General features: G+C 67.8%; 13 protein-coding genes. 10 read left to right on the top strand and 3 right to left on the bottom strand.

Annotation, left to right across the window (positions count from 1 at the left end):
• Positions 1-411 precede the first annotated feature (411 nt).
• Positions 412-798, top strand: a complete 387-nt coding sequence (locus ACFYO1_RS10965) for a hypothetical protein (protein ID WP_387229306.1) — start codon at positions 412-414, stop codon at positions 796-798.
• 28 nt (positions 799-826) lie between these two features.
• Here ACFYO1_RS10965 and ACFYO1_RS10960 read toward each other — a convergent pair whose 3' ends face one another.
• A complete protein-coding gene (locus ACFYO1_RS10960) occupies positions 827-1,852 on the bottom strand; it encodes an NAD-dependent epimerase/dehydratase family protein (protein ID WP_387229304.1) in 1,026 nt (341 codons plus the stop codon).
• Between the two features lie 142 nt (positions 1,853-1,994).
• Between ACFYO1_RS10960 and ACFYO1_RS10955 the strand changes: the two genes are divergently transcribed.
• On the top strand, positions 1,995-2,561 hold the full coding sequence (locus tag ACFYO1_RS10955) for a TetR/AcrR family transcriptional regulator (protein ID WP_387229302.1): 567 nt from the start codon (positions 1,995-1,997) through the stop codon (positions 2,559-2,561).
• On the opposite strand, the gene ACFYO1_RS10950 is transcribed toward ACFYO1_RS10955, so the two are convergent.
• Positions 2,521-3,702: an erythromycin esterase family protein gene (locus ACFYO1_RS10950; protein ID WP_387229300.1), complete on the bottom strand. Its 1,182-nt coding sequence runs from the start codon at positions 3,700-3,702 to the stop codon at positions 2,521-2,523. The two genes, ACFYO1_RS10955 and ACFYO1_RS10950, sit on opposite strands and share 41 nt — an antisense overlap.
• Positions 3,703-3,783: 81 nt before the next feature.
• On the opposite strand from ACFYO1_RS10950, the gene ACFYO1_RS10945 reads away from it, so the two are divergent.
• Positions 3,784-4,491: a TioE family transcriptional regulator gene (locus ACFYO1_RS10945; protein WP_387229298.1), complete on the top strand. Its 708-nt coding sequence runs from the start codon at positions 3,784-3,786 to the stop codon at positions 4,489-4,491.
• A 58-nt stretch (positions 4,492-4,549) separates the two neighbouring features.
• Here the strand turns inward: ACFYO1_RS10945 and ACFYO1_RS10940 are convergent, their stop codons facing one another.
• On the bottom strand, positions 4,550-6,055 hold the full coding sequence (locus ACFYO1_RS10940; protein WP_387229295.1) for a flavin-containing monooxygenase: 1,506 nt from the start codon (positions 6,053-6,055) through the stop codon (positions 4,550-4,552).
• 319 nt (positions 6,056-6,374) lie between these two features.
• On the opposite strand from ACFYO1_RS10940, the gene ACFYO1_RS10935 reads away from it, so the two are divergent.
• From ACFYO1_RS10935 to ACFYO1_RS10905, 7 genes are all read left to right on the top strand, one after another.
• Positions 6,375-7,112, top strand: a complete 738-nt coding sequence (locus ACFYO1_RS10935) for an ABC transporter permease (protein ID WP_387231842.1) — start codon at positions 6,375-6,377, stop codon at positions 7,110-7,112.
• A gap of 74 nt (positions 7,113-7,186) precedes the next feature.
• Positions 7,187-7,957, top strand: a complete 771-nt coding sequence (locus ACFYO1_RS10930) for an ABC transporter ATP-binding protein (RefSeq protein ID WP_387231840.1) — start codon at positions 7,187-7,189, stop codon at positions 7,955-7,957.
• Positions 7,954-8,958 (top strand): ABC transporter substrate-binding protein, encoded by a 1,005-nt coding sequence (locus ACFYO1_RS10925; protein ID WP_387229293.1) that lies wholly within the window; start codon positions 7,954-7,956, stop codon positions 8,956-8,958. The genes ACFYO1_RS10930 and ACFYO1_RS10925 overlap by 4 nt, the downstream gene beginning before the upstream one ends.
• A 12-nt stretch (positions 8,959-8,970) precedes the next feature.
• On the top strand, positions 8,971-10,116 hold the full coding sequence (locus ACFYO1_RS10920; RefSeq protein WP_387229291.1) for an LLM class flavin-dependent oxidoreductase: 1,146 nt from the start codon (positions 8,971-8,973) through the stop codon (positions 10,114-10,116).
• A 176-nt stretch (positions 10,117-10,292) separates the two neighbouring features.
• Positions 10,293-11,696, top strand: coding sequence for an APC family permease (locus ACFYO1_RS10915; RefSeq protein ID WP_387229289.1), 1,404 nt, complete (start codon positions 10,293-10,295; stop codon positions 11,694-11,696).
• A gap of 655 nt (positions 11,697-12,351) precedes the next feature.
• Positions 12,352-12,762: a YybH family protein gene (locus ACFYO1_RS10910; protein WP_387229287.1), complete on the top strand. Its 411-nt coding sequence runs from the start codon at positions 12,352-12,354 to the stop codon at positions 12,760-12,762.
• 141 nt (positions 12,763-12,903) lie between these two features.
• Positions 12,904-14,001, top strand: a complete 1,098-nt coding sequence (locus tag ACFYO1_RS10905; protein ID WP_387229285.1) for a hypothetical protein — start codon at positions 12,904-12,906, stop codon at positions 13,999-14,001.
• The last annotated feature ends 62 nt before the right edge of the window (positions 14,002-14,063 follow it).

The raw sequence follows: 14,063 nt of genomic DNA, 5'->3' as shown, positions 1-14,063 counted from the left end.
GGGAATCGAATGGGACATGACTGAGGCGAATCGCGCGAGAGCGCACTGCCAGACCACGCTCGCGGAGACGTGCCGGTTCTAGCGGGACCTCACCCAGGCGAATCTCAGAAGGCCCCCCGACCATGTCCCGATCGGAACGTAGCCGAACGCCGAACGGGACCTGCCTGAGGCGAAATGCGAGTAGGACCTCCGCCAAGTCCCGCTCGCGAAGGTATGCGGGATCGAATGGGACGTGCCTGGGGCCAAGAGAGAGAAGAGCCTCGGTCAGGTCGCGATCGGCGCGTTCGCGGCCGGTTCGCTGCGGAGCACTGGTTTGCGCGTAGTTGGACATGAGTAGGCCGAGTACCTCGCGCAGAAGACTCGCTGCCAGGTCAGGCCGACAGCGGAACAGCTCCGCCAACGCGGACGCGGTTGATTGGCTGGCTGGCTGACGGGCTGGTGGGCGGGCGGGCGGAAGAGGTGGTCATCGGTCGAGCCTCGCTGGCGATACGCGCCGGGAACTGTGGCACTGATGGCGATTACGACGATGCGTTGGCGGTTGCCGCTGGTGAAAACGTTGATCTCGCTGGGTGTTTCACCTCGAGGCGGGCGATGGTCGAATCGGGTTCGACCATCGCCCGCAGGTCGACGGACGCATTCTCACGGTGCCCAATCGGCTGGGGACGCATTCTCACGGTGGCCGATAAACTGTTGGCGAATGAACTCATCGTGCTGGTCGATGTGCGCGGGGAAGATCAACGCGTCCGCGCTGCACGAGAGCCGCCCGAAACTGTCAACACTGCAGGCGATGTCAGGTAGGGGCGGCTACGGGTAAGCGCGGGGGTGATCAGGCTGCGTCGTGTGCGATCAGGCTGTTGGCGCAGTCGAGGACTGCTCGGCCGGCGGGGCGGGGTGTCCAGCCGAGGATGCGCTTGGCCTTATCGGTGCTGTGCCGGTTGCGCCGGCCGAGGGCGGGCGTCACTTCGCCGAGGTCCGCGTCGCTGAGGCGGGCGGCGAGCTTGACCGCGAAGTCGGGCAGCTGGCGGGTGCTGACCTGTTTGCCGCGCGCGCCGAGACCCTCGCGCAGGGTGCGGGCCATATCGCGCATCCACATGAATTCGCCGGTGGCGAGGAAGCGTTCGCCGGCGGCGGCGGGTTCGGTCATCGCCCGGATGTGGATGTCGGCGAGGTCGCGCACGTCCACGATCTCGAGTCCGATGCGCGGGACACCGGGCAGCTTGCCGCCGACCATGCGTGCGACGATGTCGACGGAACCGGTGGCGCTCGTGGCGAGGATGGGGCCGAAGACCGCGCCGGGCAGGATGGTGGTCAACTCGGTCGGTCCGTCGTAGCCGGCCATGAAATCCCAGGCCGCGCGCTCGGCGAGGGTCTTGGACCGGCGGTACGGGATCAGCGTCGGATCGTCGGGGTCGGTCCACAGCGTCTCGTCGGTGATGCCGTCGGCCGTGTAGGCCGCGGGGCTGGAGGCGTTCGCCGCCGAGGTCAGCACCACGCGTTTCACCCCGGCCGCGGTGGCTGCGCGCAGCACCCGTAGCGCGCCGCCGCGAGCCGCGTCGATCAGCGCGTCCGCGTCGGCGCCGGCGACGTTGCGGCCCAGCGGCGACGCGATGTGCAGCACGTAGTCGACGTCCTTGACCGCGGCGTCCCAGCCCTCGTCCGAGGTCAGGTCGGCGATGACGAAGCTCAGCCGCCCGGTCGGATCGACCGCGGTGGACACGGCCGAGATGACGGCCGCCTCCTTGTCTTGGCCACGCACGGTCGTGCGCACGTCGTAGCCGCGTTCCAGCAGCTCGACGATGCACCATCCCGCTATGTAGCCACTCCCCCCGGTTACCAGAACCAACTCACCCATCGTCGTCCTCCAATGTGTTCGGAACGCCTGTGCGAGAATGAAACGGAGACCCCTCCGGTATTGCCGAGAGCGTACCGGAGGGCCCTCCGTTTAGCAAAAGTTGTGTATGGGCACAGTGTGTATGGATGGAGCGCCGACATTGGTGGACACGCCGAAGCAGGCCAGAGTTGATGCCCGAACCAATCGCGAACGTGTCCTCGTCGCCGCCAGGGACGCGTTCGCCGTTTCCGGCGGCACGTCCCTGACGGCGATCGCCAAGCAGGCCGGGGTCGGCATCGGAACGCTGTACCGGCACTTCCCGAATCGTGAAGCACTGATCGTCGCGCTCTACCGGCACGACCTCGAAGAACTCATCGATCTCGCGCCGACACTGCTGGACAGACATCCGCCGCTGACCGCGTTACGACTATGGTTCGACGAGGTCGCTCGCTACGGACAGCTGAAATATGGTGTCGCCGAGGTCATTCACGCGGCGGCCAACGGGGGGCTCGACGACGAGCACTACAGGCCGTTCGTAAACGCGATCGGCTTGCTGCTCGAACGAGGCGTCGCGGCAGGCACACTCAAGCCCGATCTCGATCCCGAAGACGTACTGCTCCAGCTGAGTGTTCTCTGGCGGATCAACCCCGAGAACGGCGGCGCCGAACGGGCCGCGCGCATCCTCGACCTCATTGTCGATGGGCTACAGGCCAACCCGCAGTCCGACTAGGCGTGACGGCCGAGCTGTCGCCGATGTGCAGGACCGTGTCCGCGGTATCGAACGTCGCGCGGTCGAGCGGAAAGTACCCCTTCTCCGGAGTAGTGCCGGTCCGCATTCGCTCGCCGGTGATCGTGGCGGCGGCCGCCAAACCCCAAGTGCTGATTCGACTTTGCAGCGAGCCCTCGTACGTGTCCGGCTCGGGTTCCGGCAGCTCCAGACCCGGACTGCGCCCCAGACTGCCCGCGATGAAGGTGTACTGCTCACCCCACAGCGCCCCGACGATCGCGCCCACGCCGACCCAGTCGAGCACCATCCCGGCCACCTGCATCGTGCCGGGGTGCCGCCGCAGATGAAAGTTGTGCGCGTGCGCCAAGGTTCCGCCGCGACCGGCCTCCAGCCGGCGGATGTCGAGCAGGTTCTGGGCCATGATCGCGTCCCGAGTGGACGACAGCAGGGATATCCGGGCGTCCAGGTCGAGTTGCCGGGCCGCCTGCCGGTGGTAGCGGAGCAAGCCGATCCCGGCGGTGAGATATGTTCTGGCCCTACGCCATTCGGCGAGTGACGTGCGGTCGATCAGTTCCGGTGCGCGGCGTTCGAGCGAGGCGAGCAGGTCGTGGGCGAGCGAGCGCAGCTGGTCCGCCTCGGGTGTGGCGCCGATCGACTTGGTGGCGTCCAGGATTGCTTCCTCGCGGTGCCAGAGTTCGTCGTCACCGAGCAGATTCGCGAAATCGAGATCGGATCGCAGGTAGTCGCGGGCGTATTCGAGGTAGCGGCGCGGGCTGGGCGCGGTGGTGTTCTCGGTTTGCCCGTCGAAGCCGTGGAAGCTCAGCTGTTCTTCCGGCGGTCGCCGCCGGTTGTATTCGCGCATCCAGCCGACCAGCTGCCGGTTGCCCTCCAGCTTTCCCCAACCGTGCGAGAAGCCCTCTTCCATCACGGTCTCGAAAGTGCCTTCGCCGGTCTGCACGAAATCGTTCACGGCGAGCGCGGCGACCCGGTCGATCTCGAGGGCGATCGACCGGAAGCCGAGGTCGGCCAGTTGCGCGAACAGTTCATTGCGGACCAGCTGGAAGGCCGGTTCCTGGTGTGTCGGTTCACCCAGGGCCACCAGGTCGCAGGGAGTGGGCACGAAGTCTCGAATGTTCTGACTCATGTATCTGAATCGTATCGTTGAAAGGTCGGTTGAGACTTTCACGCTTACAAGCGCCCAGCACTCCGTTAAAGTCTCAAACCGGTGAGTACCCTACGACCAGCCGATCTGGCACGCGAGCACGGCCTCTCTACCCAAGCCGTACGCAACTACGAGCAGGACGGATGCCTTCCACCTGCCGAACGCACGGCCAGCGGCTACCGGATCTATACGGAGGTGCACGCGGCGGCGCTGCGGACCTACCTCGCGCTGATCCCCGCCTACGGGCACGCGGCTAGTGGCCAGATCATGAACGCACTCCACGACGGCGGAATCGAGGGCGTGCTGGTGACCATCGATCGTGGCCACAGCCAATTACTGCGTGACCGAGAGACTCTCGATTCGGTGCGGAAAGCGGTAACGCACCTGACGGCCGAATCTCCAACCGCCACAGAGATATCGAACGAGACCAGGACCATCGGCGAACTCGCACACCGGCTTCGGGTGACCCCGGCGACCTTGCGCAATTGGGAAAACGCGGGAATCCTTGCGCCGGAGCGCGACCCGGCCACCGGCTATCGCCGCTACGACGCGGACGATCTGCGCGACGCGCACCTCACCGACCTGCTCCGGCGCGGCGGCTACCCCCTGGAGCAGATCCGCACGGTGATCCAGCAGATCCGAACCGCAGGCGGCACAGACGCATTGGCGGCGGCGCTGGCCGACTGGCAGCGAAAGCTCACCCAGCAGGGTCTGGCCATGCTCAACGCCGCCGCCCAGCTCAACCTCTACCTGCACACGCACGGGTCTTGATTTCCCGCACCGGGAATCGCCTGCGATTTTCGGTGCGGGAAATCAGAAGGCGTGCGGCTCAGGCGGTGCGGGTCTCGGCCAGCGGGCGATCCTCGGACTCGGCCGCGGCGCGGGTGAAGCTGAGGACGCCGTCTTCGATCGGACCCTTGCGCAGCATCTTGCGGTCGCGGAAGTAGTTGTTGATGACCTGCCACGGGCCGCGGGTGCCCTGGCGCGGCATGACCGCGTCGCCACGCTGGATGTAGCCGGAGGTGAGGGCGCCGCCCATCACCGACTCGGCCGCTCGGTCGCCTTCTTCGGCTACCGCAACGACTTTCGTGAAACCGCCCGTCTTCATGTGATTGAGTACGCGGCAGAAGTATTCGGCGGCGAGGTCGGCTTTGAGCGTCCAGGAGGCGTTGGTGTAGCCCAGCACCATCATCGCATTCGGCACACCGTCGAGCATCGCGCCCTTGTAGACCACCCGGTCGCGGGTGACCACCGGCTCGCCATCGACCTCCAGGGTGGCGCCGCCGAGCATCTGCACGCGCAGGCCGGTCGCGCTGATCACCAGGTCGGCCGGCAGCTCCTCGCCCGAGACGAGCCGGATGCCGGTCTCGGTGAAGGACTCGATGCGGTCGGTGACGATGGACGCCTTGCCGCTGCGCAGCACCTTGAACAGGTCGCCGCTGGGCACCACGCAGAGCCGCTGATCCCACGGATCGTAGGACGGGGTGAAGTGCTTCATGTCGATGTCCGAGCCGAGCCACATCCGCACTGCGCCGAGCAGCACCTTCTTCGACGCGCCCGGGTTGGTGCGGGACAGCTGAAAGCTGGCGCGCTGCAACGCGATATTGCGCGCCCGGCCGGTTCGATAGGCCAGCTTGGCGGGCACCTTGGCCAGCTTCAGGCCGACCGCGACCGGGTCGTCGGCGGGCAGCGCGGTGATGTAGGTGGGCGAGCGCTGCAGCATGGTGACGTGCGCGGCGTCCGCGCTCATGGCGGGGACCAAGGTGATCGCGGTGGCGCCGCTGCCGATCACCACGACCCGCTTGCCGCGGTAGTCGAGCCCCTCGGGCCAGTGCTGCGGGTGCACGATCTGCCCGCCGAAGTCGGCCTCGCCGGGGAATTCCGGGCGGAAGCCGTTGTCGTAGTCGTAGTAGCCGGTGCAGCCGACCAGGAAGTTGCTGGTGAAGGTCTCGACGGCGCCGGTCTGCTCGTCGAGCGCCTCGACGGTCCAGATGCCCGCCTCGCTCGACCAGCGGGCGGTGGTGACCTTGCGGCCGAAGTGGATGTGCTCCTTGACGCCGTACTCGACGGCGGTGTCCTCGACGTACTGACGGATGTGCGGGCCGTCGGCGAGCACCTTCGTGCCGATCCAGGGGCGGAAGCCGTAGCCGAAGGTGAGCATGTCCGAGTCGGAGCGGATACCGGGGTACCGGAACAGGTCCCAGGTGCCGCCGATCGCGGTGCGGCGCTCCAGGATCGCATAGCTGCGCCCGGTCTGCTCGCGGGTGAGATGGCAGGCCATGCCGATACCGGAAAGGCCGGCGCCGATGATCAGTACGTCGACATGCCGCGTCATTGAGGAATCCGTTTCGTCTGGTCACGCCCCGATCACCTTCGACCGAGAACCTCCGTAGAGGTTACGTGTTATTTCAGGTTACGTCTAGTAAGGGTTGCTGAAGGCGTGCCGCCGCGGCCGCGGCAATTAAAACCGCGCTGGTTTCAACCGGTGACTCCGCCGCGCCAGGGGCACAGCATGAATGACTGCGGCGCGCTCAGCGGTGCTGCGCGGATCTGTCCCCAACCCGAGGTGTCGAGTGTCATCAATTGTTGTGGAGCCGACACCGATTCGGGTTTGGTCGGCGGCTCGGTGGCGGCCGCGCAAGACCTGGTTGCGCGTGGTGAGCCCGCTGGTCCTGGTGATCGCGTGGCAGGTGGCCAGCGCCACCGGCGTGCTGCCGGAACGACTTCTGGCTTCGCCCCTGACGATCGTCCGGACCACCGGCGATCTGCTGCGGGCGGGCACCCTGCAGGAGGCGATCACGGTGTCGCTGGGCCGGGCGGCGACCGGGTTCGTGATCGGCGCCGCGCTGGGGATCGGGCTGGCGGTCCTCGCCGGACTGAGCACGGTCGGCGAGTACGTGGTCGATCCGCCGATGCAGATGCTGCGCACGGTGCCGTTCTACGGTCTGATTCCGTTGCTGATCCTGTGGTTCGGCATCGGCGAGCTACCGAAGGTGGTGCTGGTCGCGTTCGGCGCGGCGATTCCGTTGTATCTCAACACCTTCGCCGGTATCCGCGGCGTGGACGGCAAACTCGCCGAGCTCGCGCAGGTGCAGCAGCTGGGCCGGTTCGCCGTGATCGGGCACATCGTGCTGCCGGGTGCGCTGCCGCAGATCTTGGTCGGGCTGCGCCAATCGCTCGGTATCGCCTGGCTGGCGCTGATCGTCGCCGAGCAGGTCAATGCCGACGCGGGGCTCGGTTTCCTGATCAACGACGCGCGCGAGTTCCTGCGCACCGATGTCATCGTGGTCGGCCTGCTCGTGTACTGCGTGCTCGGTTTGCTGACCGACGCGTTCGTTCGATTGATCGAGAGGAAGGCGCTGGCATGGCGACGCGGATTCCTGGGACAGTGATTGCGGATGAGCTGACCGACGACGACCGCGCGCAGACGACCGCCGGCGCGGTCGCTGCGAAAACCGGTTCGGTCGTGGCGGCTTCCGCCAGCCGGGGCGAAGGTCGCTCGGTCGCAACAACTTCGACGGATGAGCCGGCTACGCCGGTCGCGCGGGTACGCGGATTGGTCCGCGAGTTCGATGGCCGGCGCGTGCTCGACGGGCTCGACCTCGACATCGCGCCAGGTGAATTCGTCGCGCTGCTCGGTCGCAGCGGGTCGGGCAAGTCGACCTTGTTGCGCGCCCTCGCGGGTCTCGACCGGGACGTGCACGGCGAACTCCACACGCAGGGCACCATCGCGGTCGCCTTCCAGGAACCGCGTCTCGTGCCATGGAAACGGGTGCTGGCCAACGTGTTTCTCGGCCTGCGCCACGACGATCCGAAGGCCGCCGCCCGTGCCGCGCTCGCCGAGGTCGGACTCGGGGAGCGCGCGAATGCGTGGCCGCTCACCCTCTCCGGCGGCGAGGCGCAACGCGCCAGCCTGGCCCGCGCGCTGGTCCGCGAACCGGATCTGCTGTTGCTGGATGAGCCGTTCAGCGCCCTGGACGCGTTGACCCGCATCACCATTCATCGCCTCGTCATCGATCTGTGGCAGCGCCGCAAACCCGGCGTCCTGCTGGTCACCCACGACGTCGACGAGGCGCTGCGGCTGGCCGACCGGGTGCTGGTGCTCGGCGACGGCCGGATCGCCCACGAGTCGCGCATCGACCTGCCGCGTCCCCGCCGCAACGACCATGCCCAACTGCTCTCCCTGCGCAACACACTGCTCGCCGAACTCGGCGTGGCACCGGAAGGAACCGAATGAAAGCCAGAAGGCTGCTGCTCGCAACGACTCTCGCACTGGTCGTGGCGGTCGGCACGGCCTGCGGGTCGGACAAGGCCGAGGACGCGGCCGTCCGCCCCGACGGTTCGGTCGACCTGTCGCAGGTGACGTTGCACGCGGGCGATCAGAAGGGCACCGGGCTGCAAGCGCTGCTCACCGCCGCCGGCGAGCTGGACCAGACGCCGTACAAGATCACCTGGTCGCAGTATCCGTCCGGTCCGCCGATGCTGGAGGCGATCAACGCCGGTGCGGTCGATATCGGCGGCGTCGGCAACGCCCCGCCGGTGTTCGCGGCCGCGGCCAAGTCGGGTATCAAGATCGTCAGCGGCTACCGGGCCGGCACCGAGGGACAGGCCGTCCTGGTGCCCAAGGATTCGCCGCTGCGCAGCCCGGAAGAGTTGCGCGGCAAGAAGATCGCCGTGGCCAAGGGCAGTTCGGCGCACTACCACCTGCTCAGCGTGCTGAACAAGGCGGGCATCAAGTGGGATCAGATCGAGCCGCAGTACCTGCAGCCGCCGGACGCGCTGGCCGCGCTGTCCACCGGCCGGGTCGACGCGTGGACCATCTGGGACCCGTACACCGCGCAGGCCGAGCAGCAGGCGAACGCGCGAATCCTGGTGAACGGCAACGGATATGTCACCGGCGATGCCTTCTACGTGGCCGGCACCAAGGCGCTGGAAAGCAAGGCGACCGCCGCCGCCCTGCGTGACCTGCTCGCCCGCATCGCACGGGCACACGTCTGGGTCAACGCGCACCCCGAGCAGTGGGCGAAGACCTACGCCGAACTGACCGGGCTCCCCTATGACGTCATCCTCACCGTCGTCAAACGCGGCCCGTACCAAGACCATCCGCTCGACGCCGCCGCCATCGCCGCCGAGCAGGGTGTCGCGGACGCCTTCGCCGATGCCGGGCTCATCCCGCGCAAGGTCGACATCAAGGACTACACCGACACCCGCTTCAACGACCTGTATCCCCCGGCCTAAGGAGTTGGCTTCATGAGTTTGTCCTTCCACTGGTTCCTGCCCACCTACGGCGATTCGCGCGGCCTGGTCGCGGGCGGGCACGGCACGTTCATGTCCGGTGACCGGCCCGCGACGCTGCGCTACCTGAACCAGATCGGCGCCGCCGCCGAGGACAACGGCTTCGAGGCCGTGCTCACCCCGACCGGCGCCTGGTGCGAGGACGCCTGGCTCACCACGGCGATGATGGTCGACACCACCGAGACGCTGAAGTTCCTGGTCGCGCTGCGCCCCGGTCTGGTCAGCCCGACCCTCGCCGCCCAGATGGCGGGCACCTTCCAGCGGCATTCGCAGGGCAGGCTGCTGCTGAACGTGGTGACCGGCGGCGAGCCGCACGAGCAGCAGGCCTACGGCGACTTCCTGGACAAGGAGCAGCGCTACGCGCGCACCGGCGAATTCCTGCACGTGGTGAAGGAGCTGTGGAACTCGTCCGAACCGATCACCTTCGAGGGCGAGCACATTCACGTCCGCGACGCGCTGCTGAGCAATCGGCCCGATCCGATTCCGCCGGTGTTCTTCGGCGGTTCCTCCGCACCCGCCGGACCGGTCGCCGCCCGCTACGCCGACACCTACCTGACCTGGGGCGAGCCGCTGCTCGCGGTGAGCAGGAAGCTGGAGTGGATCCGCCGGCTGGCCGTCGATCAGGGTCGCGTCCTCGATTACGGCCTGCGCATCCACGTGATCAGCCGTGATACCTCCGAGGAGGCGTGGGCCGAGGCGGATCGGCTGTTGCAGGGCATCGACCCGGCCGACGTCGAGCGGGTGCAGGCGAGCCTGGCGCGCAGCGAGTCGGAGGGGCAGCGGCGGATGTCGGAGCTGCACGGGGGCAACACGGATCGATTGGAGATCGCGCCGAACCTGTGGGCCGGGGTCGGGCTGGTGCGCGGCGGAGCCGGCACCGCGCTGGTCGGCTCGCACGCCGAGGTGGCCGAGCGGCTGATCGAGTACTCGAAGCTCGGCATCGAGCACTTCATTCTGTCCGGGTACCCGCACCTGGAAGAGGCGTACTGGTTCGGCGAGGGCGTGCTGCCGATCCTGGAGCGCAAGGGGCTGTGGACGCACCCGTCCCGGCCGGCCGCCACGCCGGTCGCGACACCCTTCGCGGCGTCGTCGAGCAGCTGACCCAACTGCGCCTCCGCGCTCCCGCACCCGGCTTCACCTGCAATGTCGGGTGCGGGAACGCGAGCGGCGCGCGGTACCCAGTTGCACCCAGTTAACGGCGACTGACTCACTTCGACGAGAATGATCTAGTGGTCCGGCTCCCCCGCCGGCCCGCCAGACGAGCTCATAAGGGAGTCATGACCACCCCAGCCGCCCAGCGATGGCGTCGCCGCCTGCCCGATACCGCGACCACCGACGGGGCGCCCAAGCTGGCGCGCCGGCTCGGACGCGTCGACCTCACCGCGATGGGGGTCGGCACCATTGTCGGCGCGGGGATCTTCGTGATCACCGGCGTGGCCGCGGCGGAGAAGGCCGGGCCGTCGATCGTGCTGTCGTTCCTGCTGGCCGGGACGGTGTGTGTGCTGGTCGCGCTCTGCTACAGCGAGCTCGCGGCGATGGTGCCGGTTTCCGGCAGCGCGTACACCTACACCTATGCCACGCTCGGCGAAGGACCCGCGTTCCTGGTCGGGTGGAATCTGTTGCTGGAGTTCGTGATCGCGGGCGCCGCGGTCGCGATCGGCTGGTCCGGGACGACAGTGTCGGCGCTGGATTCGATCTTCGGGATCACCGTGCCCAAGGCCATCGCGGCCGGCCCCACCGAGGGCGGGATCGTGAATCTTCCTGCGGTGCTGATCATCTGCGTGATCGTCGCGGTGCTGGTCGGTGAGGTGTCGTTGACCGCGCGGATCACCAAGGCGCTGGTCGGGGTGACGATCGGCGTGCTCGTGCTGGTGATCGCGGTCGGCGCGCCGCATATCGACGTGAACAACTGGACTCCGTTCGCGCCCTTCGGTTTCGGTGGAATCGTCGGTGGAGCGGCTATCGCGTTCTTCGCGTTCCTCGGGTTCGACGTCGTCGCGGCCTCGGCCGAGGAGGCGCGCACCCCGCGCAAGGATGTGCCGTTCGCCATCATCGGCACCGTGCTCATCGCGACCGTGCTCTACGCCCTGGTCAGTGGGGTGCTCACCGGGATCGCGCCATTCGCCTCGCTGAACAACGGGGCGCCGATCGCGACCGCGTTCGAGGGGTTGAAGATCGGCTGGATCGGCAATGTCATCGTGGTCGCCTCGATCATCGCGTTGACCAAGGGGCTGCTGATGATCGTCTACGCACAGGTGCGGCTGGCGTTCGCGATGTGCCGGGATCGATTGCTGCCCTACGGTTTCGCGCAAACCGGGAAGCGGTCCACGCCGGTCCGGCTGACCCTGCTGCTCGGGGTGTTCTGCGCGACCATCGCCGGACTGCTGCCGATCGACATCGTGGTGGAGCTGGTGAACATCGGGGCCCTGTCCGCGTTCGCGGTGGTCTGCGTCGGCGTGCTGGTACTACGCCGCGCCGAGCCGGACCGGGAGCGCCCGTTCCGCACACCGTTCGTCCCGGTGGTTCCAGTGCTCGCCCTCATCGGGTGCGTGCTCCTCGCAACCACATTGGACGGACTCACCTGGGTGCGATTCGCGGTATGGGTAGCCGTCGGGCTGATCGTGTACTTCACCTACAGCCGCAAGCGCTCCACGCTCGCACCGGCCGCCGTCCGCACCTGACCCCATCCCGCTTTCCCGCGATCGCCCGGCCCCCAAGCAAATTCCCCGCCTCCCGCGAATCCCCGTCCAAGCGAATTCGACGGTTTCCCGGCGAATTCCCGGCCTACCCGGCGAGACTTCGCGTCTTGGGGAGCCTGCTCGTCCAGGCGAATCACCTGGCGAATTCGACGGTTTCCCGGCGCCTACCCGGCGAGCCATCGCGTCTTGACGAGCCGGCAGGGTCCTGAGCGCCGAGCACCGTCCCAAACGCCGACCGGCTGACGGTCTGCGTCGTCGACGTCGGCGCCGACCCGCAGCAGATCGTCTGCGGCGCGCGCCCAACGCCGCGGCGGGCCGGACCGTCGCCGTCGGCCGGTCGGGCTCGGTCATGCCGCCCCACTCGTCTCGGCAAGTTTCTCGTCCTGGCGAGCTTCTCGTCCTGGCAAGCCTGCTCGTCCCGGCGAACTGGCCCGCTCCGGCGAGTTTCCGGCTTCCCGGCGAGCGCAGGCATCGAGTCGCGACCTGTGGATTCGGTGCGGGCTCGGGCACTGATGGCAGGAAAGCGTCGGGATATATCACACATGATGTGGAATCCATTGCGCCGCATGCGCGTTTTCGGCAGGCTCACTAGATGCCGAACGCACTGGTGAGGCGCCATACGAAGGGACGATGAACGATGTCGGACGACGAGAAGACGATCCGGGTTCTGATCGAGCGCTGGGCGGCCGCCGTGCACGCCGGCGACCTGGACGCCGTCCTCGCCGATCACGCCCCCGACATCGTCATGTTCGATGTCCCGCCGCCGGACGAGGGCCTGCGCGGCATCGACGCCTACCGGGCGGCCTGGCCCGGCTTCTTCGAGTGGCAGGCGCAGGGTGCCACGTTCGAGATCGTCTCGCTCGACGTCACCGCAGGCACCGATGTCGCCTTCGCCCACGCCCTGCTCCTGTGCGGAACCGCCGAGGACTTCGCCACCAACCCCGGCCGCCGCCTCCGCCTGACCCTCGGCCTCCGCAAGGAAAACAACCGCTGGGTCGTCGCCCACGAACACCACTCCTTCCCAGACGCCAACCTCCCCACCATCTGATCAGCCGGCGGCCGACCTAAACGTCCCCGCCCATTCCCGCACGGGTTTCGCCCCACGCGGGTGGGTCAGTACCGGGGTACTAGGTGCGAATAGTGCTGCGGCGGGAGGTGTTCCGGGGGTTCGGATTCCTACCTTCGGGGCATGCCAACAACACATTCCGCCGCGCTCGACCGTCGGTCTTCGGCGCGGCATCGCCGCGGTGGCGCGGTCGCCGAGGCCGCCGCTCGGTTGCATCGTCCGCTGAAATGGATGGCGGTCACGATGGCCGGGCTCGTCGTTTTCTCTCTGGTGGCGATGGTCGTGGACGACCGGATGCTGCTGGGCGAGTCGGTCTGGTTGAAGCCGATGAAGTTCGGGCTCGCGTTCACGCTGTACGGGCTCACGCTGGCGTGGCTGTTGTCGTTGCCGCACAGGGGCAGTCGCGCGACCTGGTGGCTCGGCACGGTGTTCGCGGTGACCGGTTTCCTGGATGTCGGCTTCATCGCGGTGCAAGCCGCGCGCGGCACGTTCAGCCACTTCAACAACGAGACCGACGCGGTGAACGAGATCGGGCAGCAGGTGTTCCAGTCCGGGGTGCCGGGACTGTTCCTGGCGAACCTGATCATCGTGGTGATCCTGTCCTGGCAGCGGCTGGTGGATCGGCCGACCGCGCGGGCCATTCATGCCGGACTGTTCCTGGCGGTCGTCGGGATGATGCTCGGATATCTGATGGGCTTCACCGGCAAGCAACTGGTCCGCGACGCCGACGGCAACGTGGTCGAGCTGGTCGCCGGGCACACCGTGATCGACCAGGCCGGCCGCGACCTGTCGCCCCGCGACGCCGCCCCGGGCATCCCGATCACGCATTGGAGCACCATCGGCGGCGACCTGCGCGTCCCGCACTTCGTCGGATTGCACGGCATTCAGGTCCTGTTGCTGGCCGTCGTCGTCCTGTCCTGGCTGGCCCCGCGCTACCGCTGGCTACGCGCCGAACGCACCCGCGCCGCGGTGATCGGCATCCTCGCCCTCGGCTACACCGGCCTCCTGGCCATCGTATTCACCCAGGCGATGCGCGCCCAATCCCTGGCCCACCCCGACGCCACCACCCTCACCGCCTTCGCCGGCCTCACCGCAGGCGTTGTCGCGCTCCTCGGCCTCGTCTACTGGCGAGCCCGCGCAACCATGGACCGCGAGTCCCCCATCGCAGACCCGATCCTTCGCCCGGCGCCCGCCCCATACCCGATCCAAACCCGCCGGTAACCCTTCCCGAAGCGCACTTGACGTAGGAACCAGGTCGGTGAATCCGGATCCAGTGGCACATG

Origin of the sequence: Nocardia sp. NPDC006044 (assembly GCF_042871115.1) — a bacterium.
Lineage (GTDB): Bacteria > Actinomycetota > Actinomycetes > Mycobacteriales > Mycobacteriaceae > Nocardia.
The sequence above is the reverse complement of the archived record's forward strand: the minus strand, read 5'-3'. Positions and strand labels throughout refer to the sequence as shown.

What these genes read in the sequence shown, in the direction of transcription:
- ACFYO1_RS10920 (WP_387229291.1), top strand. Translation starts at nt 8,971, where the DNA reads ATGAGTTTGTCCTTCCACTGGTTCCTGCCCACCTACGGCGATTCGCGC.
- ACFYO1_RS10950 (WP_387229300.1), bottom strand. Translation starts at nt 3,702, where the DNA reads ATGAGTCAGAACATTCGAGACTTCGTGCCCACTCCCTGCGACCTGGTG.
- ACFYO1_RS10960 (WP_387229304.1), bottom strand. Translation starts at nt 1,852, where the DNA reads ATGGGTGAGTTGGTTCTGGTAACCGGGGGGAGTGGCTACATAGCGGGA.
- ACFYO1_RS10905 (WP_387229285.1), top strand. Translation starts at nt 12,904, where the DNA reads ATGCCAACAACACATTCCGCCGCGCTCGACCGTCGGTCTTCGGCGCGG.
- ACFYO1_RS10925 (WP_387229293.1), top strand. Translation starts at nt 7,954, where the DNA reads ATGAAAGCCAGAAGGCTGCTGCTCGCAACGACTCTCGCACTGGTCGTG.
- ACFYO1_RS10940 (WP_387229295.1), bottom strand. Translation starts at nt 6,055, where the DNA reads ATGACGCGGCATGTCGACGTACTGATCATCGGCGCCGGCCTTTCCGGT.
- ACFYO1_RS10910 (WP_387229287.1), top strand. Translation starts at nt 12,352, where the DNA reads ATGTCGGACGACGAGAAGACGATCCGGGTTCTGATCGAGCGCTGGGCG.
- ACFYO1_RS10915 (WP_387229289.1), top strand. Translation starts at nt 10,293, where the DNA reads ATGACCACCCCAGCCGCCCAGCGATGGCGTCGCCGCCTGCCCGATACC.